24 protein-coding genes and 2 tRNA genes are annotated in these 26,939 nt (G+C 72.4%); 11 read left to right on the top strand and 15 right to left on the bottom strand.

Annotated features, from left to right (window positions below; all coding sequences use genetic code 11):
• Positions 1-172 precede the first annotated feature (172 nt).
• The 5 genes from ACFV20_RS12680 to ACFV20_RS12660 all read left to right on the top strand — a co-directional run bounded on the left by ACFV20_RS12680 (position 173) and on the right by ACFV20_RS12660 (position 6,109).
• The gene (locus tag ACFV20_RS12680) at positions 173-1,486 is read left to right on the top strand and encodes a peptidoglycan-binding protein (RefSeq protein ID WP_385655566.1); all 1,314 of its coding nucleotides are present in this window, start codon (positions 173-175) and stop codon (positions 1,484-1,486) included.
• Between the two features lie 357 nt (positions 1,487-1,843).
• Positions 1,844-2,965: an SPFH domain-containing protein gene (locus ACFV20_RS12675; protein WP_385655564.1), complete on the top strand. Its 1,122-nt coding sequence runs from the start codon at positions 1,844-1,846 to the stop codon at positions 2,963-2,965.
• A gap of 101 nt (positions 2,966-3,066) precedes the next feature.
• Complete coding sequence (locus ACFV20_RS12670; RefSeq protein ID WP_385655562.1) at positions 3,067-3,672, top strand: lytic polysaccharide monooxygenase; 606 nt, start codon at positions 3,067-3,069, stop codon at positions 3,670-3,672.
• 98 nt (positions 3,673-3,770) lie between these two features.
• Complete coding sequence (locus tag ACFV20_RS12665) at positions 3,771-4,265, top strand: hypothetical protein (RefSeq protein ID WP_385655561.1); 495 nt, start codon at positions 3,771-3,773, stop codon at positions 4,263-4,265.
• 161 nt (positions 4,266-4,426) lie between these two features.
• Positions 4,427-6,109: a long-chain-fatty-acid--CoA ligase gene (locus ACFV20_RS12660; RefSeq protein ID WP_385655559.1), complete on the top strand. Its 1,683-nt coding sequence runs from the start codon at positions 4,427-4,429 to the stop codon at positions 6,107-6,109.
• On the opposite strand, the gene ACFV20_RS12655 is transcribed toward ACFV20_RS12660, so the two are convergent.
• From ACFV20_RS12655 to ehuB, 7 genes are all read right to left on the bottom strand, one after another.
• Positions 5,999-10,732, bottom strand: a complete 4,734-nt coding sequence (locus ACFV20_RS12655) for a caspase family protein (RefSeq protein ID WP_385655557.1) — start codon at positions 10,730-10,732, stop codon at positions 5,999-6,001. The two genes, ACFV20_RS12660 and ACFV20_RS12655, sit on opposite strands and share 111 nt — an antisense overlap.
• A gap of 67 nt (positions 10,733-10,799) precedes the next feature.
• Positions 10,800-10,873 (bottom strand) — tRNA-Lys (locus tag ACFV20_RS12650).
• A 96-nt stretch (positions 10,874-10,969) separates the two neighbouring features.
• Positions 10,970-11,728, bottom strand: coding sequence for an IclR family transcriptional regulator (locus tag ACFV20_RS12645; protein WP_385655555.1), 759 nt, complete (start codon positions 11,726-11,728; stop codon positions 10,970-10,972).
• A gap of 208 nt (positions 11,729-11,936) precedes the next feature.
• Positions 11,937-12,734, bottom strand: coding sequence for an ectoine/hydroxyectoine ABC transporter ATP-binding protein EhuA (gene ehuA, locus ACFV20_RS12640; RefSeq protein ID WP_385655552.1), 798 nt, complete (start codon positions 12,732-12,734; stop codon positions 11,937-11,939).
• Positions 12,724-13,374 carry an ectoine/hydroxyectoine ABC transporter permease subunit EhuD gene (gene ehuD / locus ACFV20_RS12635; protein WP_385655550.1) on the bottom strand — a complete coding sequence of 217 codons (651 nt, stop codon included), beginning with the start codon at positions 13,372-13,374 and terminating at the stop codon, positions 12,724-12,726. The genes ehuA and ehuD overlap by 11 nt, the downstream gene beginning before the upstream one ends.
• Positions 13,371-14,087: an ectoine/hydroxyectoine ABC transporter permease subunit EhuC gene (gene ehuC, locus ACFV20_RS12630; protein ID WP_385655549.1), complete on the bottom strand. Its 717-nt coding sequence runs from the start codon at positions 14,085-14,087 to the stop codon at positions 13,371-13,373. The genes ehuD and ehuC overlap by 4 nt, the downstream gene beginning before the upstream one ends.
• Positions 14,084-15,013 (bottom strand): ectoine/hydroxyectoine ABC transporter substrate-binding protein EhuB, encoded by a 930-nt coding sequence (ehuB, locus tag ACFV20_RS12625; protein ID WP_385655547.1) that lies wholly within the window; start codon positions 15,011-15,013, stop codon positions 14,084-14,086. Before ehuB ends, ehuC begins: the two co-directional genes overlap by 4 nt.
• Before the next feature lie 107 nt (positions 15,014-15,120).
• Between ehuB and ACFV20_RS12620 the strand changes: the two genes are divergently transcribed.
• Positions 15,121-15,615, top strand: coding sequence for a DUF3830 family protein (locus ACFV20_RS12620; protein ID WP_184846750.1), 495 nt, complete (start codon positions 15,121-15,123; stop codon positions 15,613-15,615).
• Here the strand turns inward: ACFV20_RS12620 and ACFV20_RS12615 are convergent.
• On the bottom strand, positions 15,596-17,014 hold the full coding sequence (locus ACFV20_RS12615) for an amidase (RefSeq protein WP_385655544.1): 1,419 nt from the start codon (positions 17,012-17,014) through the stop codon (positions 15,596-15,598). The two genes, ACFV20_RS12620 and ACFV20_RS12615, sit on opposite strands and share 20 nt — an antisense overlap.
• 17 nt (positions 17,015-17,031) lie before the next feature.
• A complete protein-coding gene (locus ACFV20_RS12610; protein ID WP_385655542.1) occupies positions 17,032-17,979 on the bottom strand; it encodes a D-2-hydroxyacid dehydrogenase in 948 nt (315 codons plus the stop codon).
• A 197-nt stretch (positions 17,980-18,176) separates the two neighbouring features.
• Here ACFV20_RS12610 and ACFV20_RS12605 point away from each other — a divergent pair, with 197 nt between their 5' ends.
• Both ACFV20_RS12605 and ACFV20_RS12600 read left to right on the top strand, forming a co-directional pair.
• Positions 18,177-18,992: an aspartate/glutamate racemase family protein gene (locus ACFV20_RS12605; RefSeq protein WP_385655540.1), complete on the top strand. Its 816-nt coding sequence runs from the start codon at positions 18,177-18,179 to the stop codon at positions 18,990-18,992.
• Complete coding sequence (locus ACFV20_RS12600; RefSeq protein WP_385655538.1) at positions 18,989-19,720, top strand: aspartate/glutamate racemase family protein; 732 nt, start codon at positions 18,989-18,991, stop codon at positions 19,718-19,720. Before ACFV20_RS12605 ends, ACFV20_RS12600 begins: the two co-directional genes overlap by 4 nt.
• A gap of 93 nt (positions 19,721-19,813) precedes the next feature.
• Here ACFV20_RS12600 and ACFV20_RS12595 read toward each other — a convergent pair whose 3' ends face one another.
• Positions 19,814-20,101, bottom strand: coding sequence for a hypothetical protein (locus ACFV20_RS12595; protein WP_385655536.1), 288 nt, complete (start codon positions 20,099-20,101; stop codon positions 19,814-19,816).
• Positions 20,098-20,319 (bottom strand): hypothetical protein, encoded by a 222-nt coding sequence (locus ACFV20_RS12590; RefSeq protein WP_385655535.1) that lies wholly within the window; start codon positions 20,317-20,319, stop codon positions 20,098-20,100. Before ACFV20_RS12590 ends, ACFV20_RS12595 begins: the two co-directional genes overlap by 4 nt.
• A 261-nt stretch (positions 20,320-20,580) precedes the next feature.
• Between ACFV20_RS12590 and ACFV20_RS12585 the strand changes: the two genes are divergently transcribed.
• Positions 20,581-20,850, top strand: a complete 270-nt coding sequence (locus tag ACFV20_RS12585) for a hypothetical protein (protein ID WP_385655533.1) — start codon at positions 20,581-20,583, stop codon at positions 20,848-20,850.
• A gap of 90 nt (positions 20,851-20,940) precedes the next feature.
• On the top strand, positions 20,941-22,110 hold the full coding sequence (locus ACFV20_RS12580) for an LLM class flavin-dependent oxidoreductase (protein WP_385655530.1): 1,170 nt from the start codon (positions 20,941-20,943) through the stop codon (positions 22,108-22,110).
• On the opposite strand, the gene ACFV20_RS12575 is transcribed toward ACFV20_RS12580, so the two are convergent.
• Entirely contained in the window at positions 22,023-23,888 is a 1,866-nt protein-coding gene (locus ACFV20_RS12575; protein WP_385655528.1) for a putative bifunctional diguanylate cyclase/phosphodiesterase, read from the bottom strand. The two genes, ACFV20_RS12580 and ACFV20_RS12575, sit on opposite strands and share 88 nt — an antisense overlap.
• A gap of 307 nt (positions 23,889-24,195) precedes the next feature.
• On the opposite strand from ACFV20_RS12575, the gene ACFV20_RS12570 reads away from it, so the two are divergent.
• Positions 24,196-25,461 carry a M6 family metalloprotease domain-containing protein gene (locus tag ACFV20_RS12570; protein WP_385655526.1) on the top strand — a complete coding sequence of 422 codons (1,266 nt, stop codon included), beginning with the start codon at positions 24,196-24,198 and terminating at the stop codon, positions 25,459-25,461.
• A gap of 65 nt (positions 25,462-25,526) precedes the next feature.
• On the opposite strand, the gene ACFV20_RS12565 is transcribed toward ACFV20_RS12570, so the two are convergent.
• From ACFV20_RS12565 to ACFV20_RS12555, 3 genes are all read right to left on the bottom strand, one after another.
• Positions 25,527-25,603: transfer RNA gene (locus ACFV20_RS12565), tRNA-Lys, on the bottom strand.
• Positions 25,594-26,367, bottom strand: coding sequence for a bifunctional DNA primase/polymerase (locus ACFV20_RS12560; RefSeq protein ID WP_385655524.1), 774 nt, complete (start codon positions 26,365-26,367; stop codon positions 25,594-25,596). Before ACFV20_RS12560 ends, ACFV20_RS12565 begins: the two co-directional genes overlap by 10 nt.
• A gap of 132 nt (positions 26,368-26,499) precedes the next feature.
• Positions 26,500-26,868 (bottom strand): hypothetical protein, encoded by a 369-nt coding sequence (locus ACFV20_RS12555; RefSeq protein WP_234847858.1) that lies wholly within the window; start codon positions 26,866-26,868, stop codon positions 26,500-26,502.
• Positions 26,869-26,939 lie beyond the last annotated feature (71 nt).

Below are 26,939 nucleotides of genomic sequence, written 5' to 3'. Positions count from 1 at the left end.
GCGAAGGGTGCTCCTGACCACCGGGCTCGGACGCGGGCACCCACCGGGGCGGCCGCGTACATCATTCGGACCGTCAGCATGCGCGTGCGGAAGACAGTTGCGAAACTGACGACGCGCGCCCTCCGGTGCACGGGCGCCGCATTTTTCCGCCGGAAAGTGTGAGGGGAATCGCATGGAGTCTCCGGTATTCGAGGAAATCGACCCCGCGAGCGACTGCGACTGCCCCGGCTGTGTCCACTGGCGCCGCGTCCTGCCGCATTCCTGGGCGGGCCGCACCAGCGGTCACCCGGCCGCCCACCGGGCCCTCGCCCTGGCCGCGGTGGCCTCCGCGGCTCTCGGCGCGGGCCACGCCGTCCCGGCCGCGGCGGCCTCGTACGCCCCGCACCGTCCCGGTGTCCCCGCAGGTGACGAGCCCGACAGCCCCCAGGGGGCGACGGCCCCGCTGCACGGCCCGGGCGGCCGTCCGGCGAAGCCCGCCGTCGCCCCCAAGCCCACCTCCCTCACCCGTACGGAGATCATCAACCGGGCCAAGACCTGGGTCGCCGCGAAGGTGCCCTACAGCATGAGCGCCTACTGGTCCGACGGATACCGGCAGGACTGCTCCGGCTATGTGTCGATGGCCTGGAAACTGCCCGGGAACGAATGGACCGGCAGCCTCGCCCAGTACGGGGAGAAGATTTCCAAAGAGGAACTCCAGCCGGGCGACATCCTGCTGTTCCACAATGCGTCCGACCCCGAGAACGGCTCGCACGTGACCATTTTCGGCGGCTGGACGGACAGCGCGCACACCACGTACACCGCCTACGAGCAGACTCGCCCGCACACCCGCCGGGCGGCCACCCCGTACGCCTACTGGAGCAATTCGTCCCGGTACGTCCCCTACCGCTACAAGGGCGTCGTCGCGGAGGAGACGGTGCCGGGGAAGGAGGGCGGCACACCGGGCGCCCCCGCCGCCGTGCCGTTCCCGGGAGCGGCGTATTTCGGCCCCGGCGCGAACAACAAGTACGTCACCGAGCTCGGCCGCATGCTCGTCGCGCGCGGGGCCGGCGGCTCGTACGCGTCGGGGCCCGGGCCGCGCTGGACCGACGCCGACCGGCGGGCGACCCGGGCGTTCCAGACGGCGCAGGGCTGGACGGGCGCCGAGGCCGACGGCCTGCCCGGCCCGCACACCTGGGAGCTGCTCGTCACCGGCAAGGGCAAGGACGTGAAGGACGGGGCGGTCGGCCCGCCGCCCGCCTCCCACGGCGTCCCCGGCTACCCGGGCCGGGCGCTGTTCCGCCCCGGCGCGAACAACTCCTACGTCACCCGGCTGGGCGAGCAGCTCGTGCGCAAGGGGTTCGGCAGGTTCTACCGGGTCGGGCCGGGGCCGCGCTGGAGCGAGGCGGACCGGCGCGCCGTCGAGGCGTTCCAGCGCACCCAGGGCTGGCGGGGCGGCGCGGCGGACGGCTACCCGGGCCCGGAGACCTGGCGGCGCCTGTTCTCGTAGCGGCCCGCTCACACGTGACCCGGCCCCCGACGGCACTCCCCGACCGCCCCCGACCGGCTCTCTCCTCGACCGGCACTCCCGGTCGTCCCCCGACCGGCTCTCCCTTCATCGGCACTCCCGGTCGTCCCCCGACCGGCTCTTCCCTCGACCGGCACTCCCGGTCGTCCCCCGACCAGCTCTCCCTTCATCGGCACTCCCCGGCCGGCCCCCGGCCGGCTCTCTCCCTGATCGGCACTGATCTGCACTCTCCCTGACGGCCCCCCTCGGGCGGGCCCTGAACCCCGGCCGGGCTCCTCCCGCGGGCCCGGACCCGGGACCACCGTTGTGACGCATCTGGCGCGGAGGCTGGAGGCACGCATGAGTACGACCACATCCCACACGTCCGAGCCCGACGGGCCGGCCGAGGGGCCGCTCCGGCCCGCCCGGCTCATCCAGAACGAGTCCACCACCGAGATCCCCGTCCACCTGCTGTTCCGTGACGACCCCGACCCGGCCCCGGTGCCGCTGAAACCGGCGGTCGTCGGCCGCAGGCAGGGGACGGGAGAGCAGCCACGGCTGCGGCGCCCCGCGGTCACGCCGAAGTGCCCGGCGCCCCAGGTCGATCCCGACCTGGTGGAGCGGCCCGCCCGGGTGCTGCCCGGAGCGGCGGGCGTACTGGCCGGGGCCTGCGGCGCGGCCGGGTGCGCGGCCACCTCGTGGTGGGCCGGGGTGCTGCCGCCGCTCGTGCTGGAGGCCCTGCGGCTGCCCGCGTACGCCGGGGCCGGGCTCGGCCCCGCGCAGTGGGCCGCCTACGCCGGGGCCGGGGCGCTCGGGCTGTTCGGGCTCGGCGGGCTGGCCCGGGGCCGCACCGGGCGCGCCTGGGTGCTGGGCCTGTTCGGGCGCTACCGGGGGACCGTCCGGCGTTCCGGCCTGCTGTGGGTGAACCCGCTGCTGCTGCGCCGCCGGGTGGACGTACGGCTGCGGCACTGGCGCAGCGAGCCCGTGCCGGCGTCCGACGGGGGCGGGGTCGCGCTGCGGGTGGTCGTGCTGGTGGTGTGGCGGGTGCGGGACACCGCGCGGGCCGTGCTGGGCGTCGAGGACCACGAGGCGTATCTGCGCGAGTGCGTCGAGGCGGCGCTGGCCCGGGTGCCGGTGGAGATGCCGGGTGGGTCGCGGGGGGCGGGGGAGGCGGCGGGCGAGACGCTGACCCGGCTGGTGGCGGCGGACGCGGCCCCGGTCGGGCTGGAGGTGTTCTCCGTGCAGCCGGTCCGGGTGGAGTACGCCCCCGAGATCGCCGCCGCGATGCACCGCCGCCGGATCGCGGCGCTGGACGCCCGGCACCGGGCGAGTGTGCTCACCTCGGTCGTGGACTCGGTGGAGGACACGGTGACCCGGCTGACCGTGCGGGGCCTGGTGGAACTCGACGACTACGAGCGCAAGGCGCTGGTGAAGGACCTGACGGTGGCGTTCTGCGCGGGCCGGGGAGAAACAGCTCCGTGATTGGTATGGACATGTTCAACTCACGCCCATAACCTCGAACTTGGTCTAGACCTACACGCACGGCTCACCGAACTTCCCCCACGTTCTCCAGGAGCGGCAGCATGCGTACCAGGACCAAGTTGTCCGCAGCCGCGGTGGGGCTGGCCACGACCGGAGCCCTCGTGCTCTCCTCCGGCGGTGCCAGCGGCCACGGCTACACCGACCTCCCCATCAGCAGGCAGAAGCTCTGCCAGAACGGCACCGTGACCAACTGCGGCTCGATCCAGTGGGAGCCGCAGAGCGTCGAGGGCCCGAAGGGCTTCCCGGCCTCCGGACCGGCCGACGGGCAGATCTGCAACGCCGGCCTCGGCCACTTCAGCCAGCTCAGCGCCCCGCGCACGCCGTCCGGCGGCGCCTGGCCGGCGACCAAGGTGACGGGCGGCCAGAACTACACCTTCCGCTGGCAGTTCACGGCCATGCACGCCACGACCGACTTCAAGTACTACGTCACCAAGCCGGGCTGGAACCAGAACCACAACCTGGCCCGGTCCGACCTCAACCTCACCCCGTTCTTCACGGTGCCGTACAACGGGCAGCGCCCGCCGTCCACGCTCTCCCACAGCGGCAGGCTGCCGACCGGGCTGAGCGGCCGGCACGTCATCGTCGCCGTGTGGACGATCGCCGACACGGCCAACGCGTTCTACGCCTGCTCGGACGTGACGTTCTGAACCTCTGAGGTTCCCTTGAGTCACCGGTGCGGCCGGCGCGGGTAGGTTCCTCCCACGCCGGCCGCTCGGGCCGGCGCATCGACCTCGGGGGATGCGCGATGGACGTCGTCCTTTACGTCGTGCCCGGCCTGGTCATGGCCCTGGCCCTCTTCATGGCCTACCGCGTCGTGCGGCGCTGGCTGCAGATCCGTGGCGCCTGGAACAGCGGGCTGACGGCGGAGGGCCGCTGTCTGCGCACCTTCACCACGGTGAGCGGAGGCCGCGGCGACACCTCCGTACGCACCACCCTCCACCACGTCTACGAGTTCATCGCACACGACGGCCGGGTCATCCGCTTCGAGGAGGACGGCGGCCCCGCGACGACCGTCGAGGGCGACTACGTCACGGTGTACTACACCGACGGCCGCCAGGTCGTGGCCACCGCCCAGACGCCGAGTCGCCTGAAGCAGGCGGTGAGCACCGTCGGCGTGCTGGCGTTCCTCGGGGTGGTCGTGGTGTTCTGCGCGGGGTTCGTCGCCGTGTACGGGCAGGCCTTCGGCGAGTACGGCGACGTCGTCTTCAGCGTCGACAGCCAGACGCCGGTGAGGCCGTGAACGTGAGGCCGTGAACGGTGAGGCCGTGACGCGCGCGGTGCCATCACCCGCGGTGGTATCACCGGCCGTGCCGTGATGCGAGCTGCCGTGATGCGAGCTGCCGTGATCCGTAGCGCCGCGACCCTCCACATCTGACGGCATGTCAATTAGCGTGCGCGCCCATGGACTCCAGGGCGAGCACGGTCGCGGAGCTGATCACCGCCCGGTGGGGTGACCACCGCCCCGGCCTGCGGTGCGAGGACGGGACTCTGACGCACCACCAGGTGGCGGCCGGTGCCGCGGCGCGGGCCGCACTGCTCACGGACCTCCTCCCCCCGGCCGCCGAACCCCACCTCGGCGTGCTGCTCGACAACACCCCCGAGTTCCCGCTGTGGCTGGGCGCGGCCGCCCTGGCCGGGGCGGCGGTCGCGGGCATCAACCCCACGCGCCGCGGCGCCGAACTCGCCCGGGACATCGTCCACACCGAGTGCCGCGTCCTGATCACCGAGCGGACCCACCTGCCGCTGATCGAGGGCCTGGACCTGCCCGGGGTCCACCTCCTGCTGACGGACACGGCGGAGTACGCCGAGCTCCTCACCCCGTACGCCGGGGCCCGCCCTGACCCGTGCCGGGCCACTCCCGGCGACCGTCTCCTGCTCTACTTCACCTCCGGCTCGACCGGGGCCCCGAAGGCCGCGCTGTGCTCCCAGGGCCGCCTGGCGGCGGCCGGCCGCTCGCTGGCGGAGCAGTTCGGCCTGACCCGGGACGACGTCCACTACGTCTGCATGCCGATGTTCCACGGCAACGCCGTGATCGCCGACTGGGCACCCGCGCTGGTCACCGGGGCGACGGTGGCGCTGCGCCGCCGCTTCTCGGCGTCCGGGTTCCTGCCGGACGTACGGCGGTACGGGGCGACGTACTTCACGTACGTGGGCCGGGCGATCCAGTACGTCCTGGCCACCGCACCGCGCCCGGACGACCGGGACACCCCCCTCCGCCTGGGCTTCGGCACGGAGGCGGGTGCGGTGGACGCGGCGGCCTTCGAACGGCGCTTCGGGGTACGGCTGGTGGAGGGCTACGGCTCGTCGGAGGGCGGGGCGGCGATCACGTGGTCGCCGGGCACGCCGCCGGGCGCGGTCGGCCGGGCGGCACCCGGGCTGGCCGTCCTCGACCGGGAGACGGGCAAGGAGTGCGCGGCGGCCGTGTTCGACGGGGCGGGGCGGCTGCTCAACGGGGACGAGGCGATCGGCGAACTCGTCAACCGCGGACCCAGCCCCTTCGAGGGCTACTGGCGCAATCCGCGGGCGGAGGCGGAACGCGTCAGGGACGGCGGGTACTGGACCGGTGACCTCTTCTACCGCGACACCGACGGCTACCTCTACTTCGCCGGCCGCACCGACGACCGCCTCCGCGTCGACGGGGAGAACCTCGCGGCCGCGATGATCGAGACCGTCCTGGCGCGCTACGAGGGGGCGGAGGCGGTCTGCGTGTACGCCGTGCCGGACCCGGTCACCGGCGACCAGGTGATGGCGACGATCGCCGGTTCCTTCGACCCGCGGTCCTTCACGGCCTTCCTCGCCGCCCAGCCCGATCTCGGGACGAAGATGGCGCCACGGTTCGTCCGGGTGGTGGAGCGGATGCCGGTCACTGCGACCAACAAGATCCGCCGGGCGGAGCTGCGCGGCGAGGGCGTACGGTGCACCGACCCGGTGTGGTGGCGGCCTTCGCGGGAGGGGACATACCGGTTGCTGTCTCTAGACACCACGGGTGAGCCGCTGCCAGGCGGGGGAGAGCCGGGGGCGCAGGAGCACGACGCCCTGCTGGGTGCTGACGGCGATGTCGAAGGTGGGCAGGACGACGAGTGAGGTGACCATGGCGGGGATGGGGGCGCTCCACACCACTGCGCCGCTCGGCAGATGACACAGGCTCACCCCGTACCGATCGCTCACGGCGACAAGGCTCTCGCCGTTCGGCGCCTGTCCCGTCCAGAGGATCCGGGACGCCTGGACAGGGAGCGTCCGCGTGGTGTGCGGGGCGGTGGAGTCCCAGAGGGTGACCGGGGCGAAGACGCTGTCATCCTCTCCGGCGGGGTCCATGTAGAGCAGGAGCGGGTCGCCGCCGGGGGTGACGGCCCAGCGGACGAAGTATCCGTGCCCGCCGGAGAGGTCGCGGAAGCGGGCGCTGAACGCGCGGCGCTCGTCCGGCTTTTCGGGGTAAACGGCGTACTGTTCACCCGTGCCGACGTCGAGCACGGTTGTCAAACCGGTGCGGGCGGTGAGGGCGACGTAGGAAGTGCCCTGCGGGCCGTGGTGGGGTGTGAGCGTGGTGATCTCCGGTGGCAGCAGCAGGGGCTCGCGCCTCAGCAGCCGCCCCGCCGCCGGATCCAGCAGGTACGCGCGGCTCGTCTCGCTGGCCGTGCCCACGGGGGCGTCGCGTGAGACGTAGGAGCCGTCGACCCGCGTGTCGCCATGTCCCGCTGTTCTCACGACGGCCAGGAGGACGGCCTTCCCTTCCGTGGAGACGTAGCCGGCCGTCACGAGGGTGTCGTCCTTCTCCGTCTGCCATGGGACGGTCGCGGTCTCGCCGGGCTCGGCGGTGCCGGTCACCAGGCCGACGGTTCCGCTCGCGGCGTCGTAGGAGAGGACACGGGGGCGGGTACTGCCCTCCGGGGCGGGCAGCAGATGCACGGCCGTCCGGGTCGGCACCTCCCGCAGTGCGGGGTGACCGTACTTCTCGATCTCCCCGGCGCCGTTGATCGAGGCCACGGAGACGGTCATGGCCGATGTCCCCTCACTCTCGAAGCGTCCTCCCTCCTGCAACAAGACGTGCAGCGCGTGGGCACGCGTGTCGTGCAGGCAGTACTGGTCGGTCCACGGAGGCATCTCGGCCACACGCGTGGCGGCGCCGGACGTGTCGTGGTCGGGGCGATCGAGCAGGCCCGAGTCGAGGGTGCGGATGCCGTGCCAGGAACTGGCGACCACTTCCGTGGCGCTTCCCGGCCACATGAGCAGCAACTGCGTGTGCGCCAAGTCGAACTCATCCGTGCCGGAGTCGTGCGCGGACTCCTCGACGACCGGGGACTCGGCCCGGTTCCAGTGCCACAGACGGGCGGTGCCGTCGTTCCCGACGGTCAGGATGTCGAGATGGCCGGCCGTCGAGGTGGTGAGCAGGTGGATGGCGCACACCGCGCTCTCGTGACCCTGCAACGGCACGCCCGCGCGTTGGCCGGTCGCACAGTCCACCACCTGGATCCCGCTCCTGAGCCCGGCCGACAGGGCGTGTGTCCGCCCGTCCCGGGTGAGAGGGGCGACCGTGTAGGTGGAGGTGTCGGCGCTCACACGGATGACGCTCGGCTCGGCGCCGGTCCTGAGCGTCACCTGCGTGTGGTGACCGGCCGCCACATAGGAGGCGCCGAGGTCGGGGTCCACCGTGAACCCTCCGGTCGCCTTCCAGCCCTCGCCACGCTGTACCGATGTCGTCTCCCTGGTCGCGACATTGAGCAGCGTGAGACGAACCGCGTCCTGTTCATGGTCGTCGCTCTTCTCGAAGAAGGCGACGACGGTGGTGCCGTCCGGCTCTTGTGCTCTGGCCTTCAGCCGGGGTCTGTCGAGCCCCTCGGCGAGGACGCCGCCACCGATCTGCTTTTCCAGAGGGTGCAGGGAGAGGGTGCCGCCGATCCGGTCGCAGACCACCAGCCAGCCGTCGGAGCCACCGCACCACGCGAGGAGGGCACTCGGCATGTTCTGCCACTCCGGTCCGTCCGACGTCACACACGGCACCTCCAGCAGTGACGTGCCGCGGAGTGCGTCGACGACGACCACCTTGCGCGCACCCTGCGCGACGGCCACCGCGGTACCGTCGGCCAGGACGCCCAGATCACCGAACTCGGTACAGCCCGGCAGCGTGTGTCGACTCACCAGGGAGAGGTCCGACAGATCCCAGACGCGCAGCTCCGACCTGTCGTCGAAGGTCACCGCCAGGGAACGGCCTCGATGGGACAGCACCTTCAAGCCGTGCACGGGGTGCGAGTGCGGCAGCACCATCGCCTGCGACGGATCGTCGAGCGGCCACACATGCACCTCGGTCGACTGGTACGCGACGGCCACGACCAAGTGGCGGCCCTGCTCGGTGACCAAGTCCTGGATCGTCCACCCGTACCAGACCGACGTGGTGGAGTACGTGCCCTTCGCGTGCCGCCCCACGATCCGGTGGGGCGTCACCCGGCGCGGTTCGGTCCACATGCGTCGCACGCTGCCGGACAGTTCGACCGCCCTGCGCGCGAAGTCCGTCGCCCCGTGCGTGCGTGCCACGAAGGCCAGTTCGGCCGCCGGGTCCGGGTGGGGGCCCTGGCGGCCGGTCAGGAGGTCCGCGCAGCGTTCCACCACCATCGCCAGCAACGGGTTCCGTTGCGCGTGCTGCACCGCCGGGACCAGCCCCGCCGCGGACGCCGTCAGTACGAAGGACGGGTCCTCGATCAGCTCATCGATCGCACCGGCCGCAGCGGCATGGGTGGCCAGGTGGTCGCGGGTGTACGGCTCGGCCCGGCTCCAGTCACGGGCACCGCTCCCACCGGCCGGCACCAGGTCCAGCAGCGTGCTGACGAAGCACTCCTGCACACTGCTCAGGTCCCGGTACCGCAGCGCCCGCGCCTTGAGATGGTCCGCCAGCTCCTGGTGGTAGAGGCGGAAGTACTTCCGGCCCTCGACCTCGACCGCCGTCAGGTACGACCCGTCCTCCTCCAGCAGCGCGTCGACGTCGGACTCCGTGAGGGTGATGCCGGAGAGGCGGGACGCCACCCGCGTCCAGACCGCCGTACGGGGGACGCCGTGGCCCTCGCCGAAGGCGAGGGTGGTCAGCAGGGGCAGGGCGCTCGTGCGTGCCTGCCTCGGCATGCGCTCCAGATACGCCTGGAACGCGCTCGCCGTGTCCGACGGCAACTGCCGCGCCCACCCGGGCACCGTGACGTCGACCCGCTCGCCGCGGCACAACGCGGTCGCGGTCATCCGGGCCACTAGGAAGCAGCGCCCGGCCCGCTGCGCCACGCCCTCGGCGACGACCCGCGCGGTAGCGGGATCGGTCGCGTAGGGGGAGCCGGCGTCCGTGAGGATGCGCTCGACGTACTCCGCGGTGCTGGTGTCCTCGCTGTAGTCGGCGCTGTCGAGGTCGATGACGGGCACGCGGTCGCCGAGGTGGAGCAGCAGTTCACGCCGGACACCGACGACGAGGCGGACGCAGGGCACGGTGGCGAGGTGGCGCAGCAGGTCCCACGCGATACGCCGGGCCTCCGCCTTGTCCCCGGCCGGGCCCGCCTCGTCCAGGGAGTCGATGACGACGCGGAAGGGGCTCTCCCGGTCGGCGAGCCCGGCCAGCAGCTCCGTGGGGCCGGCCGCGGTGAGGTCGGCGGCGGCCGCCAGGCGGGCCACCAGGTCGTCGATCGTCTGGTGCCGGGCGTTGATCGACACGTCGATGCGGTGCTCGGCGCCGTCGGCCGTCGCGTCGAGGACCAGGCGCCCCAGCACCGCCGACTTGCCCGAGCCGGGCGCGGCCGTCACGACGAGCGGTCCGTTGCCGCCCGGGCCGGCCAGGCGGGCCCGCAGGGCGTCCAGGGCCCGCTTGCGGCCGGTGAAGTAGGAGCCGGAGTCGTGGACCTGCTCCACCCCCCGGCCACGGGGGCTGAAGTGGGAGGTGAGGTCGCCTGCGTCACCGCCGGGCCCCTGGTCGGCGCCGGCCTCCGCCCGGGGGTCGTGGCGGGGGTTGGGGAAGAACGGTGCCTGGACCGTCTGGTCGGTGACGGAGCAGGCGCAGTGCTGCCGCCGTCCGGCCTGCTCGAACGCCCGCGTGATCCGGTCGGCCAGCTTGGCGGGCGCGAGGTAGCGCTGGGAGGGCCCGTCGCCGAGGGCGTACGCCCGCTCCAGTTCCGCCGGGAACACGCCGTCCTGGGCGAGGTCGCGGTGGCGCGCGGACACCATGACCCAGGTGCCGGAGCCGGTGGTGTCACCGCGCGGCCGGACCGCCACGTAGGCGTCGGCCACGGCGCCGATCCCGGCGGCGCCCTTCCCGGCGTGGCAGGCGTCGACGACGATCAGCACGTTCCGCAGCGGGGACGCCGAGAGCGTGGCGGTGAGGTTCTCCAGGGAGAGCCAGGAGCGCGGCCGCCGTGCGGTGCTGGCGGGGCAGGCGAGGCGGTAGCCGCCGGCGTCCGGGCGGTCACCGTGGCCGGCGTAGTACAGGACGAGCACGTCGTCGGGCGTGAGGTCGGCGCCCGCGCACCAGTCGGCCACCGCGTCCTCGAACTCGGCCGGGTCGGGGTCGAGGGACACCTCGTGCAGGATCCGCTCGTAGCCCATGCCCTGGAAGAGGGCCGCGATGCGCCTTACGTCCTCGTGCGCCCGGGGCAGCTCGCCGAGCTCGCGGTAGGAACGCGTCCCGGCGGCGATCAGGAACCGCCTCGCTCCGGCGCTCTCCTCCGGCACCGTGGGTCCTGCCAAGATCCCTCCCCGATGTCCGGCTACGACGAGAAGGGGCCTCTCGCTCCCACGAGAGGCCCCTCATCCGTGCGCCGCCAGGGACTCGAACCCCGGACCCGCTGATTAAGAGTCAGCTGCTCTAACCAACTGAGCTAGCGGCGCATGACTCTCGCCTGCCCTCGGAACCGTGTTCCGCGGCGGGCGACGGAGAAAATAATACCCAATGCCGGGGGGTGCTTCGGACCACCCGGCATCCGGCTAGATCGCCATCGAGAGCAGCACCGGTGCCGCCTGGCGGTTGAGGGTCTCGGCGGCCTGGCGCAGGCGGTGGGCGTGCTCGACCGGGAGGGACAGGGCCAGGCAGCCGACGGAGGAGCCGGCGGTGATCGGGACGGCCGCGCAGACCGTGCCGATCGCGTACTCCTGGAGGTCCAGGACGGGCGCGGTGGGCGGCTGGGCCTCCAGGCGGGAGAGCAGGAGCCGGTCGCTGGTGATGGTGCGCGAGGTGAGGCGGGCCATCTTGTGCCGGGCGAGGTGGTCGCGACGGCCGGCGTGGTCGAGCTGGGTGAGCAGGCTCTTGCCGATGGCGGTGGCGTGGGCCGAGGAGCGGAAGTCGACCCACTCGTTGACCTTGGGCGCGGAGGGGCTGTCGGCGTACTGCGTGATGCTGATCTCGCCGTCGACGTACCGGCTCATGTAGACGGCGGCGCCGACGGAGTCGCGCAGCCGGTCCAGGGTGCGCTGGAGCTTGTCGCGCAGGGCCTGCTCGCGGTGGTGGGCGGAGCCCAGGCGGGCCAGGGTCGCGCCCGTGACGTACGCGCCGTCGGCGATCTGCTCGACGTAGCCCTCGCGGCGCAGCATGCGCAGGAGCGTGGTCAGGCGCTCCGGGGTGATGCCGGTGTGGCGGGCCAGCTCGGTGTCGGTGACACCGCTCGTGCTCCGCGCCACCGTCTCCAGGACGCGCAGGGCTTCCTGGGCCGAGTGGTACGGGGTGGTCGGCTCGTGCTTCAGCGCCACGGTGGTCTCCCCCTGCGCTTGCTGTAGGGCCGTAATCCGGTCAGTGAACCTGTTCCAGGTTAACCGGCAATCGGCTTGCCAGGAGCGGGGGTTGACAAGATTCCCGGGGCCCCGGACTGGGGCAATGGCACTCTGGCATATGCCAGACGCATGCCCCAGTCAGGCCCTCGTCGCGAGGTGGGGAGTTCTTCCTGTTCACCGGGTGTAGTCACAGCACTGCGCTGAGGAACTCCCGTGTCCGGTCCAGCTCCGGGTCGCTGAAGATCTTTTCCGGTGTGCCCGACTCGATGATCCGGCCGTGGTCGAACATCAGTACCTGGTCGGAGATGTCCCGGGCGAAATTCATCTCGTGGGTCACGCAGAGCATCGTGATGTCCGTGGAGCGTGCGATGTCCCTGAGGACGTCGAGGACGCCCGCGACCAGCTCGGGGTCGAGCGCGGAGGTCACCTCGTCCAGGAGCAGCACCTGCGGGCGCATCGCCAGGGCCCGGGCGATCGCCACCCGCTGCTGCTGGCCGCCGGAGAGCTGGGACGGGTGCGCGTCACACTTGTCGGCCAGACCCACCATGTCCAACAGGCCCTTGGCCCGCTCGACGGCCTCGTCCTTGGACAAGCCGAGGACCGTGACCGGCGCCTCGGTGATGTTCCGCAGCACCGTCATGTTCGGGAACAGGTTGAACTGCTGGAACACCATCCCGATCTTCTTGCGGACCTCGCGGACCTGCTTGTCGGAGGCCGGGAACAGCTGCTGCCCGTCGACCGTGATCGTGCCCTCGTCGGGCTTGAGCAGGGTCATCAGCAGCCGCAGGATCGTGGTCTTGCCGGACCCGGACGGCCCGATCAGGGTCACGTGCTTGCCGGCGTCGACCGAGAAGTCCAGGTGGTCCAGGACCGTGTTGTCCCCGAACCGCTTGGTGACCTGCTCCAGCCGGATCAGCTCGCCGGTGCTCCCGGCGGGGTTCTTCTCCGGGTTCGTCCCGGGCGTGGGGAGAGTGTCAGTGGGCAAGGCGTCGCTCCAGGGCTCGCAGGGCAAGGGAGGCCAGGTAGGAGATGACGATGAAGGCCACGCCGATCACCGTCAGCGGCTCGGTGAACTGGAAGTGCTCCTGCGAGTACAGGCGCGCCTGGCCGAGCATCTCCAGCACGGTGATCGCCATGACCATCGGCGTGTCCTTGAGCATGGAGATGACGTAGTTGCCGAGGGCGGGCACCACCCGGCGCACCGCCTGCGGCAGGATCACCGCGGTCCACGTCCGGCGCAGCGGCAGGTTCAGCGCTGTCGCCGCCTCCCACTGGCCGACCGGCACGGCCTCGATACCGGCCCGGTAGACCTGCATCGTGTACGTCGAGTAGTGCAGCCCGATCGCGAAGACACCGGTGGTCAGCGCCGAGAAGGTCAGGCCCCACTCCGGCAGGACGTAGAAGAGGAAGAACAGCTGCACCAGCAGCGGGGTGTTGCGGACGAACTCGGTGACCACGCCGACCGGCCAGGTCACCCAGCGCGAGGGCACCCGCATCAGCAGCGCCCACACCAGGCCCAGCGCGAACGAGATCAGCGAACCGAGGGCGAGGATCTGCACGGTGACGAGCAGACCCTCCCAGAGGTGCGGCAGGAAGCCGCTGACAGCGCTCCAGTCCCACTTCATGCGACGGCACCTCCGACCCCGGTCGTCTGCGGACGGTCCAGCTCCTGGTCGGCCGTGCTCCCGACGGGCTTGCCCGTGCCGGACTTGAGCCTGCGCTCCAGGCCCCGCATGCCGCGGGTCAGCACGAAGGCGATCACGAAGTAGATCAGCAGCACGATGGTGTAGATCTCCGCGCTCTCCTGGAGGGCGAGGCGCACCAGGTTGCCGCTGAACGCCAGGTCGCCCATGCCCATGATGGACACCAGGGCGGTGCCCTTGAGCAGTTCGACGAGCAGGTTGGAGAACGGCGGGATCATCTCCGGCACCGCCTGCGGCAGCAGGATCAGCCGCAGCCGCTGCCAGGGCGTGAAGCTGAGCGCGATGCCGCCCTCCTTCTGCGCCGGGTCAACCGCGTTCAGCGCGCCGCGCACGATCTCCGAGCCGTACGCCCCGTACGTCAGGCCGAGCGCGAGGGTGCCCGCCCACAGCGGAACCAGCTGCCAGCCGAAGGCGATGGGCAGCACGAAGTACACCCAGAAGATCATCACCAGCGCGGACGTGCCGCGGAACACCTCGGTGTAGACACCCGCGAGGAAGCGGACGATCCACAGCCGGTGGGTGCGCGCCACGCCGACGGCGAAGGACACCGCGGCGCCCAGCAGGGCGCTGCAGACGAGCAGCTGGACCGTGACCCAGACGCCCTCGAGTACGAGTTCCCAGAGTCCCGAGGTCATCCGCCGCAGAGCTCCTTCGCGGTCAGCTCCGTCATCTCGGCCTCGGTGAAACCGAACGGCTTGAGGATGCGGAGCAGTTCGCCGCTCTTCTTGAGCTTGCGCAGCTCCACGTTGAAGGCGTCGCGCAGCTTGGTCTCGGTCGGCCGGAACGCGAAGGCGCCGCCGTCGACGTGCGGCTTGCCGTCGACGACCGGCTTGAACGGATCGGTGGCCTCCGCCTTGGCGGACTTCTTCACCACCTCGCGCACGGTCAGCGCCGTACCGGCGAACACGTCCACACGCCCCGCCTCGACGGCGTTCAGCCCCGCCACCTGGTCCGGGACGATGAGGATGTCGCTCTCCCGGTACCCGGCGTCCACGGCGTACTGGATCTCGGCGTAGCCGGTGCCGGTGGCGAACTTCGCCTTCTTCGCCACGACGTCCTTGTAGCTGTGCAGCCCCTTCGGGTTGCCCTTGCGCACGATGAACGCGTCGAGCATCTGGTAGTCGGGGTCGGCGAAGATGACCTGCTCGCAGCGCTCGGGGTTCACGTACATCCCGGCGGCCACGACGTCGAACTGCTGGGAGTTCAGGCCGGGTATGAGCGAGCCGAACTCGGTCGGCACGGGCTGCACCCGGTCGACACCGAGCCGCTTGAAGATCACCTTGGCCAGTTCCGGTGCCTCACCGGTGAGTTCGCCGTTCTTGTCGATGAAGCCGAACGGGATCTCCCCGGCGATGCCGAGCCGGACGACGCCCGCCGCCCGGAGCCGGCCGAGCAGGTCACCGCCCTCGGTGTCCGACGCCGTGGCGACCTTGCTGCATCCGGCGGCGCCCAGCGCGCCGAGCGCCGCCACCCCCGCGAGCAGCGACCGGCGGGCGGGCCCGGAGCCGGGCCGGGATATGGGTTCAGGACCTCTGAGTGGGCTTCTCTGTGGTGGAGCCATGGGCGCGCGGCTACCCGACCGCCTCCGGGTTATGCCGATCTTTTCAAGCCCCGCACGTACCCCGTGCGCCCTTGACCGCAGCGGCGCGGGGCACTCCCATGGAGGGCATGGCTGATCGCTACATCGAAGTCTCGCTGGTCAAGCGTGACGTGACCTGCACGGCCAGGCTGCTGGACGACCGCGCGCCGATCACCTGCGCGGCCGTCTGGGATTCCCTTCCGCTGGCCGGCGACGTCTACCACGCGAAGTACGCACGCAACGAGATCTACGCCCTTTTCCCACCTTTCGCCCAGACCGAGCCACCCCTGGAGAATCCCACCATCACCCCGATTCCCGGCGATTTGTGCTATTTCACCTTCGCCGGGGCGGAGTTGGGGACCAAGGCGTACGGCTACGACCGCGAGGTCCGCGCCGGGACCACCCTCGTCGACCTGGCCCTGTTCTACGAACGCAACAACCTGCTGCTGAACGGCGATGTCGGCTGGGTCCCCGGCATCGTCTGGGGCCAGGTCGTCGACGGCCTGGAGACCATGGCCGAGGCGTGCAACGACCTGTGGAGGTCGGGAGCGGCGGGGGAGTCGCTCAGCTTCCGGCGGGCGTAGGCCGGCCGGAGAAGGCCACCCCCGCCCCGTACAGCGCGTGGGCCGCCCGCAGCACCAGATCGTCCCGGTGCCGGGCGGCCACGAGCTGCAGACCGATCGGCAGACCGTCCGCGTCGGCGCCGACCGGCACGCTCGCCGCGGGCTGCTGCGTCATGTTGAACGGGTAGGTGAACGGGGTCCAGCCCGTCCACCGCCGATGGCCGGAACCCTTCGGCACCTCGACGCCCGCCTCGAACGCCGTGAGCGGCATGGTCGGCGTGACGAGCAGATCGTGGTCCTCGTGGAAGCGGCCCATCCGGCGGCCCAGGTCCATCCGGACGTCCACCGCGGCCAGGTACTCCAGCGCCGAGTAGCGGGCGCCCCGCGCGCAGATCTCCCGCAGGCCCGGGTCCAGCAGCTCCTTCTGCCGCGGGCCCAGGTGCTGGGTCACCCGGGCGGCTCCGCTGAACCACAGGGTGTGGAAGGCCTCCACCGGGTCGGTGAGGTCCGGGTCGGTCTCCGTGACGTACGCGCCGAGTTCCGCCAGTCGCTCCACCGCCCGGCGCACCGCGCTCGCGACCGCCGGCTGCACCGCCACCTGCCCGCCCAGCGACGGCGAGTACGCCACCCGCAGCCCGCGCACCCCGGCCCCGCCCGCCAGCGCGTCCGTGTACGGGCCGGACGGGGCGGCGAGCGCGGACCAGTCGCGTGGGTCCGGATGACCGATGACGTCCATCAGCAGCGCCGCGTCGGCCGCGTCCCGGGTCATCGGCCCGACGTGCGCCAGCGTGCCGAACGCGCTCGCCGGGTAGAGCGGCACCCGCCCGTACGTCGGCTTCAGCGCGAAGATCCCGCAGAACGACGCCGGGATGCGGACACTGCCGCCGCCGTCCGTGCCCAGTGACAGCGGCCCCGCGCCGAGCGCCACGGCCGCCGCGCTGCCGCCGCTCGACCCGCCCGCGGTGCGCGAGGGGTCGCACGGGTTGCGCGTGATCCCGCTCAGCGGCGAGTCCGTCACGCCCTTCCAGCCGAACTCGGGCGTGGTCGTCTTGCCGACGAACACCGCCCCGTGCTCCCGCAGCCGGGCCACGGAGGGGGCGTCCTCGTCCCAGCGCCCCGCCGCCGGGTCCACGGCCTTCGAGCCGCGCAGGGTCGGCGCCCCGCGCTGGAGCAGGATGTCCTTCACGGTGACCGGCACCCCGTCCAGCAGCCCCCGTGGCTCACCGCGCCGCCACCGCTCCTCCGACTCCCGGGCCCGCTCCAGCGCGTCCTCGGCGGTCAGCCGGACGAAGGCGTTCACCTCCGGCTGGATCGCCTCGGCCCGCTCCAGCACCGCCCGGGTCGCCTCCACGGGACTCCACTCGCCCTCGCGGTACCCCTCGAGGAGTCGTACGGCGGTCAGCTCGGTGAGCTCGGTCATCCACTCTCCCAGGAACGTCAGTAGCCGGGTACGTACCCACGCTGCTTGTCGACCACGTTCTTCAACGGCTCGCCAGCCGCCCACTGTTCGTACAGATCCACGAACTGGGCGCCGAGTTCGTCGCGCCAGCCGATGGTGTCGCCGCTCATGTGCGGGGACACGATCAGGTCCGGGGCCTGCCACAACGGGCTGTCGGAGGGCAGGGGTTCGGTCTCGAAGACGTCCAGGGCGGCGCCCGCGATCCAGCGCTTGGCCAGGGCCTCGGCGAGCGCGTCCTCGACGACCAGCTGACCGCGGCCGATGTTGACGAACCGGGCGGACGGCTGCATCAGGCCGAAGCGGCGGGCGTCGAACATCCCCCGCGTCTCGTCCGTGAGCGGCGCCGCCGCGATCACCCAGTCGGCGCGCGCCAGCAGCCGGTCCAGATCCTCCGGGCCGTGCACGCCGGAGCGCGCGGCACGGCCCACGAGCGCGGTCGTGATGCCCAGCGCCCCCAGGGTGTGCGCGATCGCCCGGCCGATCGGACCGGATCCGACCACCACGGCACGGCTCCCGGCGATCCTGCGCGACTCCCGGTGCCGCCAGGTCCGCTCCCGCTGCAGCGCCAGCGTCCTCGGCAGATCCTTCGCCATGGCCAGCACGAGCGCGGCGACGTACTCCGCGATCGGCTGGTCGAAGACGCCGCGCGCGTTCGTCACGACCGTGTCGGAGGCGGCGAGTTCCGGACACATCAGATGGTCCACACCGGCGCTGGCCGTGTGCACCCAGCGCGGCCGCGGGCCCTCGCCCGGCCAGGCGTCCCGCACGGCGCGGGAGGTGAAGTCCCACACCAGGAGTACGTCCGCGCGCGGGAGGCGCTCGGCGAGCCCCGCCGCGTCCGTGTGTTCGATGCGGGCGCGGCCGGTGAGGCGGCCGAGGCGGGGGAGGGGGTCGGCGTCCAGGACGAGGAGCGTGGGGGTGGGCATGAGCAGCCGTTTCTCCAGCCGTTCGGCGGGGTCGGCGGGCCTCGGTCCGGCCGCCGGTGACGACGAGTTAACCCGGTGTTGACCAAGGAGTGATCCGGGCGGATTGACCACGCTCGCACCCGAACCTACCGTCGTCAACACGGGCGTTCCCACGATCCGTTGCACACTAGTTGCCCAGCGTGAGGCCGGTGCTTGCCATGGACGTCTCATTTCTCGGCGGGCCCGGCCCGCAGCGCGGGGTCGGCGTCGTCGCCCCGTTCGACTTCGCACTCGACCGCGAACTGTGGCGCTGGGTGCCGGACGAGGTCTCCCTGCATGTGACCCGCACACCGTTCGTGCCGGTCGAGGTGAGTCTCGACCTGGCCCGCCTGGTCAGCGAGCACGAGACGCTGGGCGAGGCGGTCCGCACGCTCACCGCGATCGCCCCCGAGGTCGTCGCCTACGCCTGCACGTCGGGCAGTTTCGTCGGCGGCATGATGGGCGAGCGGGCCATGTGCGAGGCGATGAGCCGGGCCGGCGCCGTCCCCGCGATCACCACCTCCGGCGCCCTGCTGGAGGCCCTGGTGGAGCTGGACGTGCGCCGGGTGGCGCTGGTGACGCCGTACACGGTCTCGGTGACGCAGGCGCTGGAGGCCTACGTCGCCCAGGCCGGGGTGACGATCTCCGGCTGCGCCTTCATGGGGCTGACCCGGCACATCTGGAAGGTCCCCTACCGCGACGTGGTGGACATGGCCCGGCAGGCCGTCCGCGACGACGCCGACGCGCTGTTCATCAGCTGCACCAACCTGCCCACGTACGACGTGATCCCCCAGTTGGAGGCCGAGCTGCGCATCCCCGTGATCTCGGCCAACCAAGTGACGATGTGGGCGGCACTGCGCCGACTGGGTACCCGTGCGGTGGGACCGTACCAAGCGCTGATCACTCCGGAGGCGCGGTCCGGCCCCGCAGCACCGGGGGCGCACCCCGGTCCCGTACTGCCGGAAGAAGAGCAGCAGCAGGAAGGCTGGACATGACAGCACTGGGATTTCTCTACCCGGGCCACTCCGCCGAGGACGACTATCCGCGCATCGAGCAGTTGCTGGGCAGCGACATCCGGGTGGACCTGGTGCACACCGACATCGGTGAGGACGCGCACCGGGTGGACGCGCTGCTCGAGATGGGCTCGGCCGGACGGCTCGCGGCGGGCGTCGAGGAACTGCGGCACGCCGGTGCGGACGCGGTGGTGTGGGCCTGCACCAGCGGCAGCTTCGTCTACGGCTGGGACGACGCGCAGGAGCAGGTCCGCACCCTGGCGCAGACGGCGGGCATGCCGGCGTCGTCCACGTCCTTCGCGTTCGCCCACGCCGTGCGGGAGGTGGGGGCGGGCAGGGTCGCGATCGGGGCGACCTACCCGGAGGACGTGGCGCAGCTGTTCGCGGAGTTCCTCCGCGCGGCCGGTGTGGAGGTCGTGGCGGTCAACAGCTCCGGCATCATCACCGCCGCCGAGGTCGGCACGTGGGGCGAGGCCGAACTCCTCGCCCTGGCCCGGAGCTCCGACCACCCCGACGCCGAGGCCGTCCTCCTGCCCGACACGGCTCTCCACACGGCGGCCCACATCCCGGCTCTGGAGAAGGAACTCGGCAAACCGGTCCTCACCGCCAACCAGGTCACGGTCTGGGAGGCCCTGCGCCTGGCGGACCGGCGGGTGAACGCGCCGGAACTGGGGGCGCTCTTCACGAGGGAGCCGATCGTCCAGGCGTGAGGCCGAAGGCCTGGTTCTCGCCGCCCGCGGCGACGACCGCGGGCGGGGAGCAGGCCGCGCGGCGACGACCGCGGGCGGGGAGCAGGCCGCGGTTCACGGCCTCCGTTCCGGTGGCGGGGACGGGGGATGCGGCGGTGGCGGGGCCGGGGGATGCGGCGGTGGCGGCAGGGCGGGCGGCTCCCGGTGGCCGCGCCGGAGGACCGAGGGGAACGCGAAGCCGACGGCCGAGCCCGCGGCGGCTCCTACCGCCAGGGCCAGGAGGACGTCCCAGCCGATCCCCGAGTCGAGCAGTTCCTGCGGCCCGGCGACCAGGGCCCCGAAACAGCCCGCCGGGACCGCGCCGCGCAGGCGGGTGCGCAGAGTGGGCCCGTTCCCGCTCATGGACGCTCGCTCCACGCGGGCCGACGGCGGAGCACCCACAGCGCGACGCAGGTGACGAGGGCGACCAGGAAGAGCACGCCCACCGCCACCCTGGCCGCCGTCCAGACGGCTCCGTCCGGATCCCAGAGGGCCTCGGCCAGGTTCATGGCGACGGCCACCGCGAACGCGGTCTTGAGGCAGGCGGCCGCTCGCGCCGCCCGGTACGCATCGGTCTCCATGTCGCTCCGAGTGCCCCCGAAGCGGCCGGAACAGGGCGCCCTGCCCTCGAACGTGTCCTTCATGGGGGCCGGAATCGGTCCCACCCCTTCTTCGGCGCAGAGCGGGGCAAAACTGCTCCAACTCCCCAGCCGATGCTGAGGAATGCTCAACTCCGCCGCCTCACACGGCACATGGGTTGACCGAAAGCGCGTTCCCCTTCTGTCGCCCATCGCGTGCACACTGACCTCGTCCCCAGCCAGTCGTGCCGTGAAGGACCCCCGATGGCCGAACCGGGCCCGTTCAGATCCTCCGCAAGCGCTGTCCAGCTGGCCGGGCGCCTGCTGTGCCGGAGCCTGGCCGCCGCCATGGCCTCGGCCGCCGCGGACGCCCTCCTGCACCCCCGGTTCCGCTGGTGGGGTGCCGTGTGGACGCTGCCCTGGTGGCTCACCGGTGCGGCCGTCCTCGCCTGGACCGTCCTGCGCGTCCGCGAGAAGGCCGGCCGCAGGCCCCCGCGGGACAGTGTGCGCAGCGACTGGGAGCGGGCCGCCTGACCGTCCGGCGGCACTCCGGGAATAACCGGAGACAGTCCCCTGTTACAGCCGGGACGACAGCACCCGGCCCACAGCAGGAGGCACCCCACCGTGGCGGCAGACGACACACGCGGCGACGAGATCCGCGGCGCGGCGCAGGGCAGCGCCCCCGTCCCCCTCTCCGTACTGGACCTGGTCACCGTCGGGGCCGGCCGTACCGCCTCCGACGCCCTGCGCACCAGCGTCGACCTGGTCCGCCTCGCGGAGAACCGGGGCTTTCACCGCTACTGGGTCGCCGAGCACCACTCCATGCCGGGCGTGGCCTCCTCGTCCCCGGCCGTGATCCTGGCCCACCTCGCCGCCCACACCGACCGCATCCGCCTCGGCTCGGGCGGCGTGATGCTCCCCAACCACGCCCCGCTCGTGATCGCCGAGCAGTTCGGGACGCTGGAGGCCATGGCCCCGGGCCGGATCGACCTCGGACTCGGCCGTGCCCCCGGCACGGACGGTGCCACGGCCGCCGCCCTGCGCCGCACCGACCGGCTGAACGAGGGCGCCGACGACTTCCCCGAGCAGCTCGCCGAGCTGACCCGTTTCCTGGACGACGACTTCCCCGACGGGCACCCCTACCGCCGCATCCACGCGGTCCCCGGGCCGGTCCAGGCCACGTCCCCGGGCGGCGTCCAGTCCCCGCACCGGCCGCCGCTCTGGCTGCTCGGCTCCTCCGGCTTCAGCGCCCGTCTGGCCGGCACCCTGGGCCTGCCCTTCGCCTTCGCGCACCACTTCTCGGCGCAGAACACGATCCCGGCGCTCGATCTGTACCGGGAGTCGTTCCGGCCGTCCGCCGTGCTCGACGAGCCGTACGCCCTCATCGGCGTCTCGGCGTTCGCCGCGGACGAGGAGCGGGAGGCCCGCCGGCAGGTGCTGGCCGCCGCCCTCAGCATGGTCCGGCTGCGTACCGGCCGCCCCGGCCTCGTGCCCACCCCGGAGGAGGCGGAGGCCTACGCGTTCAGCCCGATGGAGCGTGACTTCGTCGACTCCTGGAACGCCAACGTCATCCACGGCACCCCGGACGAGGTGCGCTCCGGCCTGGACGACCTCGCCAAGCGCACGGGCGCCGACGAGCTGATGATCACGGCCAACGCGCACGGCGGCGACGTCCGCGTCCGCTCCTACGAACTCATCGCCGACGCCTACGGCTTGCCGACACCCGCCTCCGCCGACACGTCCGGCGTGCCCAGCAGCTCGGAGATGCGGTCCGGCGACACCGGACGGGAGTAGAGCCAGCCCTGTCCGGTGTCGCAGCCGATGCTGCGCAGCCGGGTGGCCTGCGCCGAGGTCTCCACACACTCGGCCGTGACGGTCAGCCCCAGCCGGTGCGCGAGCTGGATCATCGCCTCGACGACGACCTCGTCGGCCGGGTTGGCGCGGGCCGCCGCCTCCCGGTCGTCGTACTGGAAGCCGCGCACGAAGGACCCGTCCAGTTTCAGCACCGACACCGGCAGCCGGCTCAGGTACGCGAGGTTCGAGTAGCCGGTGCCGAAGTCGTCGATGGCGATCCGCACGCCCATGTCGCTGAGCGCCTTCAGGGTCTGCAGGGGCCGGCCGGCCGAGCCCATCACCGCCGACTCGGTCAGCTCCAGCTGCAGCAGGTGCGGCGCGAGGCCCGTCCCGTCCAGCGTCTCGGCCACGTCGGCCACCAGGTCCGAGTCCCAGACCTGCCGTACGGCCACGTTCACACTGACGAAGATCGGCGGCTCGTCCGGGTGGTCCAGCTGCCACCGCCGGGCCTGCTCGCAGGCCGTACGCAGCACCCAGCGGCCCAGCGGGACGATCGAGCCGTCCTCCTCGGCCAGTCCGATGAACCGATTCGGCGTCAGTACGCCGAACTGGGGATGGTCCCAGCGGACGAGCGCCTCGACCCCGTGCAGCCGGTCGTCCTCCATGCCCACCAGCGGCTGGTACTCCAGCTGGAACTCACCGCGGTCGATGGCGGGCCGGAGCGTGGAGGCGAGGGCCTGGCGGGTCATCCGGTGGGCGTTGCGCTCCGGGTCGAACAGCGTCCAGCGGGCCTTGCCGTCGGCCTTCGCCCAGTAGAGCGTCGTGTCGGCCGCCTGCATCAGCGCGGTGGGCGTGGTGCCCGCGGCGTGCCGCTCCACGACCCCGATCGACGCCGAGACCGACAGCCGCTGCCCGGCGATGTCGAACGGGTCCTGGACCGCGCGCAGCGCCGACTCGGCCAGCTCGGCCAGCTGTTCGGTGCCCGTGGAGTCCTCGACGAGCAGCGCGAACTCGTCACCGCCCAGCCGGGCCACCAGCGGGATGCTGGTGCGCGCGTGGCCGGCCTCGTCCGCGCAGCGCATGAGGCGCTCGGCGACGGCGGCCAGCAGCCGGTCGCCGACCCGGTGGCCGAGGGTGTCGTTGATGGCCTTGAAGCCGTCCAGGTCCAGGTAGCACAGCCCGATCCGGCCCGTGCCGCTCTCCTCGTACGACTCCGCCTCCAGCGCGGCCGACAGCCGTTCGAAGAACAGGGTGCGGTTGGGCAGGCGGGTGACCGGATCGTGCATCTGCAAGTGCCGCAGCCGGGCCTGGAGTTCCCGCCGGGCGCTGATGTCGGCGACGGACAGCAGGACGCCGCTGTCCTCGACGGGCAACGGGGTGACCGTGACCTGCACCCACAGCGAGTGCCCGTCGGGGTGCTTGAGCCGGCGCGTGCAGCGCAGCCGGGACTGCCGGCCGCGCAGCACCTCGCGGTAGGCGTGCCAGGTGCGGGCGTCGGAGGTGAGGTCGACCAGGTCGGCGGCGACGGACCCGGCGAGCTCCCCCGGGGGGAGGCCGAGCAGCGCGGCGAGTGCGTCGTTGGCGCTGACGACCGCGCCCTCGCGGTCCACGACCGCCATGGCGATCGGGGCGACCGCGAAGGCGGCGCGATAGGGCTGCCGGGACGGTGGCCCGGTACGGGGAGACGTATCGATCTCACTCTCTGTGACGATCGGCCGGTCCAGTTCTGCTGCGGGCGCCGGCCCTTCGGAGGTTCCGCTCACCGCTCGCTCCCGCATGTATTCGATCTCTGTCCGTGCAGGAAAGGTCAGGAAAGTGTGCCGATCATAGAGGCTGGCCCCAGTGCCTTCCAGCCGGTGTCCAGTCTCCCCGGCCAACCGGCCCTTCTGCCAGATCGTTTCTGCGCACACCTGGGCGCCTTCTTCAAGCCCCCGACCAGTTGTGACGTTCTGTGAGCGCTTCGGGGGTGTCGGCTTCCGCGATTTTTCGGCCCCTTCACCCGACCGGTGCAGGCAAACAGGGCGCAGTACGACAAATCACCACAGGCTGGGTGCGGTGTCCCGCGAACCGTACCCGGAGGTACCCGTGCCGCGTCCGTTTCCGCGCGCCCGACTGCGCAGTACCGCGGCCGTGTTCACCACCATGTCCGCGCTCGCCGCCACCTCCCTGGGCGCCGGGCCCTCGGCCGCCGAACCCGACTCGGCCGCGCCCTGCGCCCTGACCCGGACCGACGCCCATCACTCCGAGGGCCTGGACACCTGGAACGCGGCCTACCCGCGCCCGGCCCGGTCCCTCGACGCGGTCATGGTCTTCCTGTCCTTTCCGGACTCCCACCCGCTGACCACCCCGCAGGAGCTGACCGCCGACCACTTCCCGGCCACCACCCGCTTCTTCGAACAGGCTTCCTACGGCCGCTTCACCCTGCGTCCGCACGCGCTGCGGCAGTGGATCCGGATGCCGAAGCCGTCGACCGCGTACGACATAAAGCGGGACTGGAGCCCCGAACACCGGTCCGCCTACCTGCGCGACGCCCTCGCGGCGGCCGACCCCCGGGTCGACTTCTCCCGCTACGACGTCGTGTACTTCGTCGCCGACCCCGACGCGCCCGGTGTCGACTCGGACGCGACCAAGGTGGTGAACCTGACGAGCCCGCTGCGGGCCGACGGCACCGACCTGCGCCGGATCGTCACGGTGTTCGAGCAGCACCCACCGGACCGGCTGGTGCTCGCGCACGAGACCGGGCACGTGTTCGACCTGCCCGACCTGTATCACCGGCCCGCGGACGGCAAGGGCGACTGGGACACGCACGTCGGCGACTGGGACCTGATGGGCAGCCAGTTCGGGCTCGCACCCGACCTCTTCGCCTGGCACAAGTGGAAGCTGGGCTGGCTGGACGCGCGGCAGGTGCGGTGCGTGCAGGACGCCGGGTCCGCCCGGCTGACCCTGGAGCCGCTGACGGCGGGGCCGGGGGTGCCGGCGACGGGGGCCGCGGGGGCGCAGGCCTTCGGACTCGGGCGCGGGACCAAGCTCGCGGTGGTGCGGACGGGCGTCGACAGCGTGCTCGCGTTCGAGGCGCGGGGGCCGGTGGGCAACGACGCGGCAGCGTGCCGGCAGGGGGTGCTCGTGTACCGGGTGCGGGGCGGTGCGCAGTCCGGGGGCGGGCCCATCGAGGTGATCGACGCCCATCCGCGCACCGACGCGTGCTCGGCGAGCTCCGTCTACCCGCCCCTCGCGGACGCCCCGATCGGCATCGGGGAGAGCTTCACGGTGCCGGGGGAAGGGGTGCGGGTGAAGGTGGAGGGGCGCACGGTGTCGGGGGCGTGGACGGTGAAGATCGCGGTGGGGCGCTGAGGGTGCCGAAGGCTCCGCCGGGCATGCGAAAGGCCCCTCGTTCTCACGAGGGGCCTTTCACCGTCTGGTGCGCCGCCAGGGACTCGAACCCCGGACCCGCTGATTAAGAGTCAGCTGCTCTAACCAACTGAGCTAGCGGCGCCTGCTGACGTCGTAGACCTTAGCATCCTGGTCGGGGGGAGGAAAAATCGAAATCCGCACCGCCGAGCGGGCCGCCCGGACGGCCGCCCAGAGCAGTACCTCGGGGCCCGGAAGCCAGGGCTGACGCGTGTCGGGCGCGACGAGCCAACGGGAGGCCGAGCGCCCGGGGGCGCCGCTCCCGGCGGGCGCCGGACGGGTGGGGTCGGAGCTGTCCGGGAGGGCCGAGCAGGCGGGGCGGGCGCCCTCCGAGCGGCTCGGGTCGGCCGGGTGAGTGCGCTCCGAGTGGCTCGGGTCGGCCGGGTGAGTGCGCTCCGAGAAGGTGAAGCCGGCAAGGGGCGTGCGCTCCGACGGGGCCGGGACGGTCACCGCGTCGCCGGTGCCGTGACACAGCAGCGGCGGTACGGAGTCCGTACGGCGGTCCCGGCGGGCACCCCGCTCGTCCCGGTCGCGTGTGCCCCACTCCTCCCACTCCAGCAGCGCGGGCAGTCGCTGCGCCGTCCCCGGAGCGGCGAACAGCAGCATCCGGCCCCGGAACTGCGCGACCGGCCCCGAGCCGGGGCCGTCGTCCCACAGCCGGTCGAGCATCCGCCGGCCGAACAGCGCCGGGGCGCTGACCACGTCGAAGACCGACCCGCAGGGCAGCACGACCGGGGCGTCCGGCCGCTCCCGCCAGAGGGCGAGCGTGCTTCGCGGATACGTTCCTGCCGAGGCGAGCCAGGCGGCCCCGTCCGGGGTGACATCGGAGGCGTTCCATGCGCTGCTCATGACGTCCAGGTCTACCGGCCGTGAGCGGGCGGTTCCCGAGGGTTGCGGGAAATCGGGACAGGAGGCAGGGGGAAGAGGTATCTTGCCCGCCTGGCATATGCCAGGCGATCGGTGGAGGTGCGCCGGGGTGTGTCAGACGGTGCCGCCGGGCCCCCGGCCCTCGACGCCGCCCCGCATCAGGTCCCGCCCGAACTCGACCATCTTCTTGGCGTAGTCCTCGGTCCACTCGGCCCGCTCGGCGATGTCGGCGGTCGTCAGCCGGTCGAACTTCCGCGGATCGGCCAGCTGCGCCGCCGCCATCGCCTGGAACTCCACCGCCCGGTCCGCCGCCGCCCGGAACGCCAGCGTCAGCTCGGTCGCCCGCGCCAGCAGGGCCCGGGGGTCGTCGATCGACTCGAGGTCGAAGAAGTGCTCAGGGTCGGAGGCCGCCTCCGCCGGCTCGAAGAGCAGGGGCGCGGGGCGTAGCCGCGGTTCGTTCCGACGCGGCGTGGGCTCCGCCATGTCTTCTCCTCCTCGTACGTCGCGCACGACCCTCCCGGTGGATGGGCCACCGTCCATTGTCTCGCGGGCGC

This window comes from Streptomyces sp. NPDC059696, assembly GCF_042733745.1.
GTDB lineage: Bacteria > Actinomycetota > Actinomycetes > Streptomycetales > Streptomycetaceae > Streptomyces.
This window is presented reverse-complemented; position numbering and strand designations above follow the sequence as displayed.

Excerpts from the sequence above, each read along its gene's own strand:
- ACFV20_RS12555 (WP_234847858.1), bottom strand. The coding sequence starts at position 26,868 with ATGGCGGAGCCCACGCCGCGTCGGAACGAACCGCGGCTACGCCCCGCG.
- ACFV20_RS12620 (WP_184846750.1), top strand. The coding sequence starts at position 15,121 with ATGGCTGATCGCTACATCGAAGTCTCGCTGGTCAAGCGTGACGTGACC.
- ACFV20_RS12660 (WP_385655559.1), top strand. The coding sequence starts at position 4,427 with ATGGACTCCAGGGCGAGCACGGTCGCGGAGCTGATCACCGCCCGGTGG.
- ACFV20_RS12615 (WP_385655544.1), bottom strand. The coding sequence starts at position 17,014 with ATGACCGAGCTCACCGAGCTGACCGCCGTACGACTCCTCGAGGGGTAC.
- ACFV20_RS12560 (WP_385655524.1), bottom strand. The coding sequence starts at position 26,367 with ATGAGCAGCGCATGGAACGCCTCCGATGTCACCCCGGACGGGGCCGCC.
- ACFV20_RS12605 (WP_385655540.1), top strand. The coding sequence starts at position 18,177 with ATGGACGTCTCATTTCTCGGCGGGCCCGGCCCGCAGCGCGGGGTCGGC.
- ACFV20_RS12610 (WP_385655542.1), bottom strand. The coding sequence starts at position 17,979 with ATGCCCACCCCCACGCTCCTCGTCCTGGACGCCGACCCCCTCCCCCGC.
- ACFV20_RS12585 (WP_385655533.1), top strand. The coding sequence starts at position 20,581 with ATGGCCGAACCGGGCCCGTTCAGATCCTCCGCAAGCGCTGTCCAGCTG.
- ACFV20_RS12675 (WP_385655564.1), top strand. The coding sequence starts at position 1,844 with ATGAGTACGACCACATCCCACACGTCCGAGCCCGACGGGCCGGCCGAG.
- ACFV20_RS12590 (WP_385655535.1), bottom strand. The coding sequence starts at position 20,319 with ATGGAGACCGATGCGTACCGGGCGGCGCGAGCGGCCGCCTGCCTCAAG.
- ACFV20_RS12670 (WP_385655562.1), top strand. The coding sequence starts at position 3,067 with ATGCGTACCAGGACCAAGTTGTCCGCAGCCGCGGTGGGGCTGGCCACG.
- ACFV20_RS12600 (WP_385655538.1), top strand. The coding sequence starts at position 18,989 with ATGACAGCACTGGGATTTCTCTACCCGGGCCACTCCGCCGAGGACGAC.
- ehuB (WP_385655547.1), bottom strand. The coding sequence starts at position 15,013 with ATGGCTCCACCACAGAGAAGCCCACTCAGAGGTCCTGAACCCATATCC.
- ACFV20_RS12575 (WP_385655528.1), bottom strand. The coding sequence starts at position 23,888 with ATGCGGGAGCGAGCGGTGAGCGGAACCTCCGAAGGGCCGGCGCCCGCA.
- ACFV20_RS12595 (WP_385655536.1), bottom strand. The coding sequence starts at position 20,101 with ATGAGCGGGAACGGGCCCACTCTGCGCACCCGCCTGCGCGGCGCGGTC.
- ehuC (WP_385655549.1), bottom strand. The coding sequence starts at position 14,087 with ATGACCTCGGGACTCTGGGAACTCGTACTCGAGGGCGTCTGGGTCACG.
- ACFV20_RS12680 (WP_385655566.1), top strand. The coding sequence starts at position 173 with ATGGAGTCTCCGGTATTCGAGGAAATCGACCCCGCGAGCGACTGCGAC.
- ACFV20_RS12665 (WP_385655561.1), top strand. The coding sequence starts at position 3,771 with ATGGACGTCGTCCTTTACGTCGTGCCCGGCCTGGTCATGGCCCTGGCC.
- ehuD (WP_385655550.1), bottom strand. The coding sequence starts at position 13,374 with ATGAAGTGGGACTGGAGCGCTGTCAGCGGCTTCCTGCCGCACCTCTGG.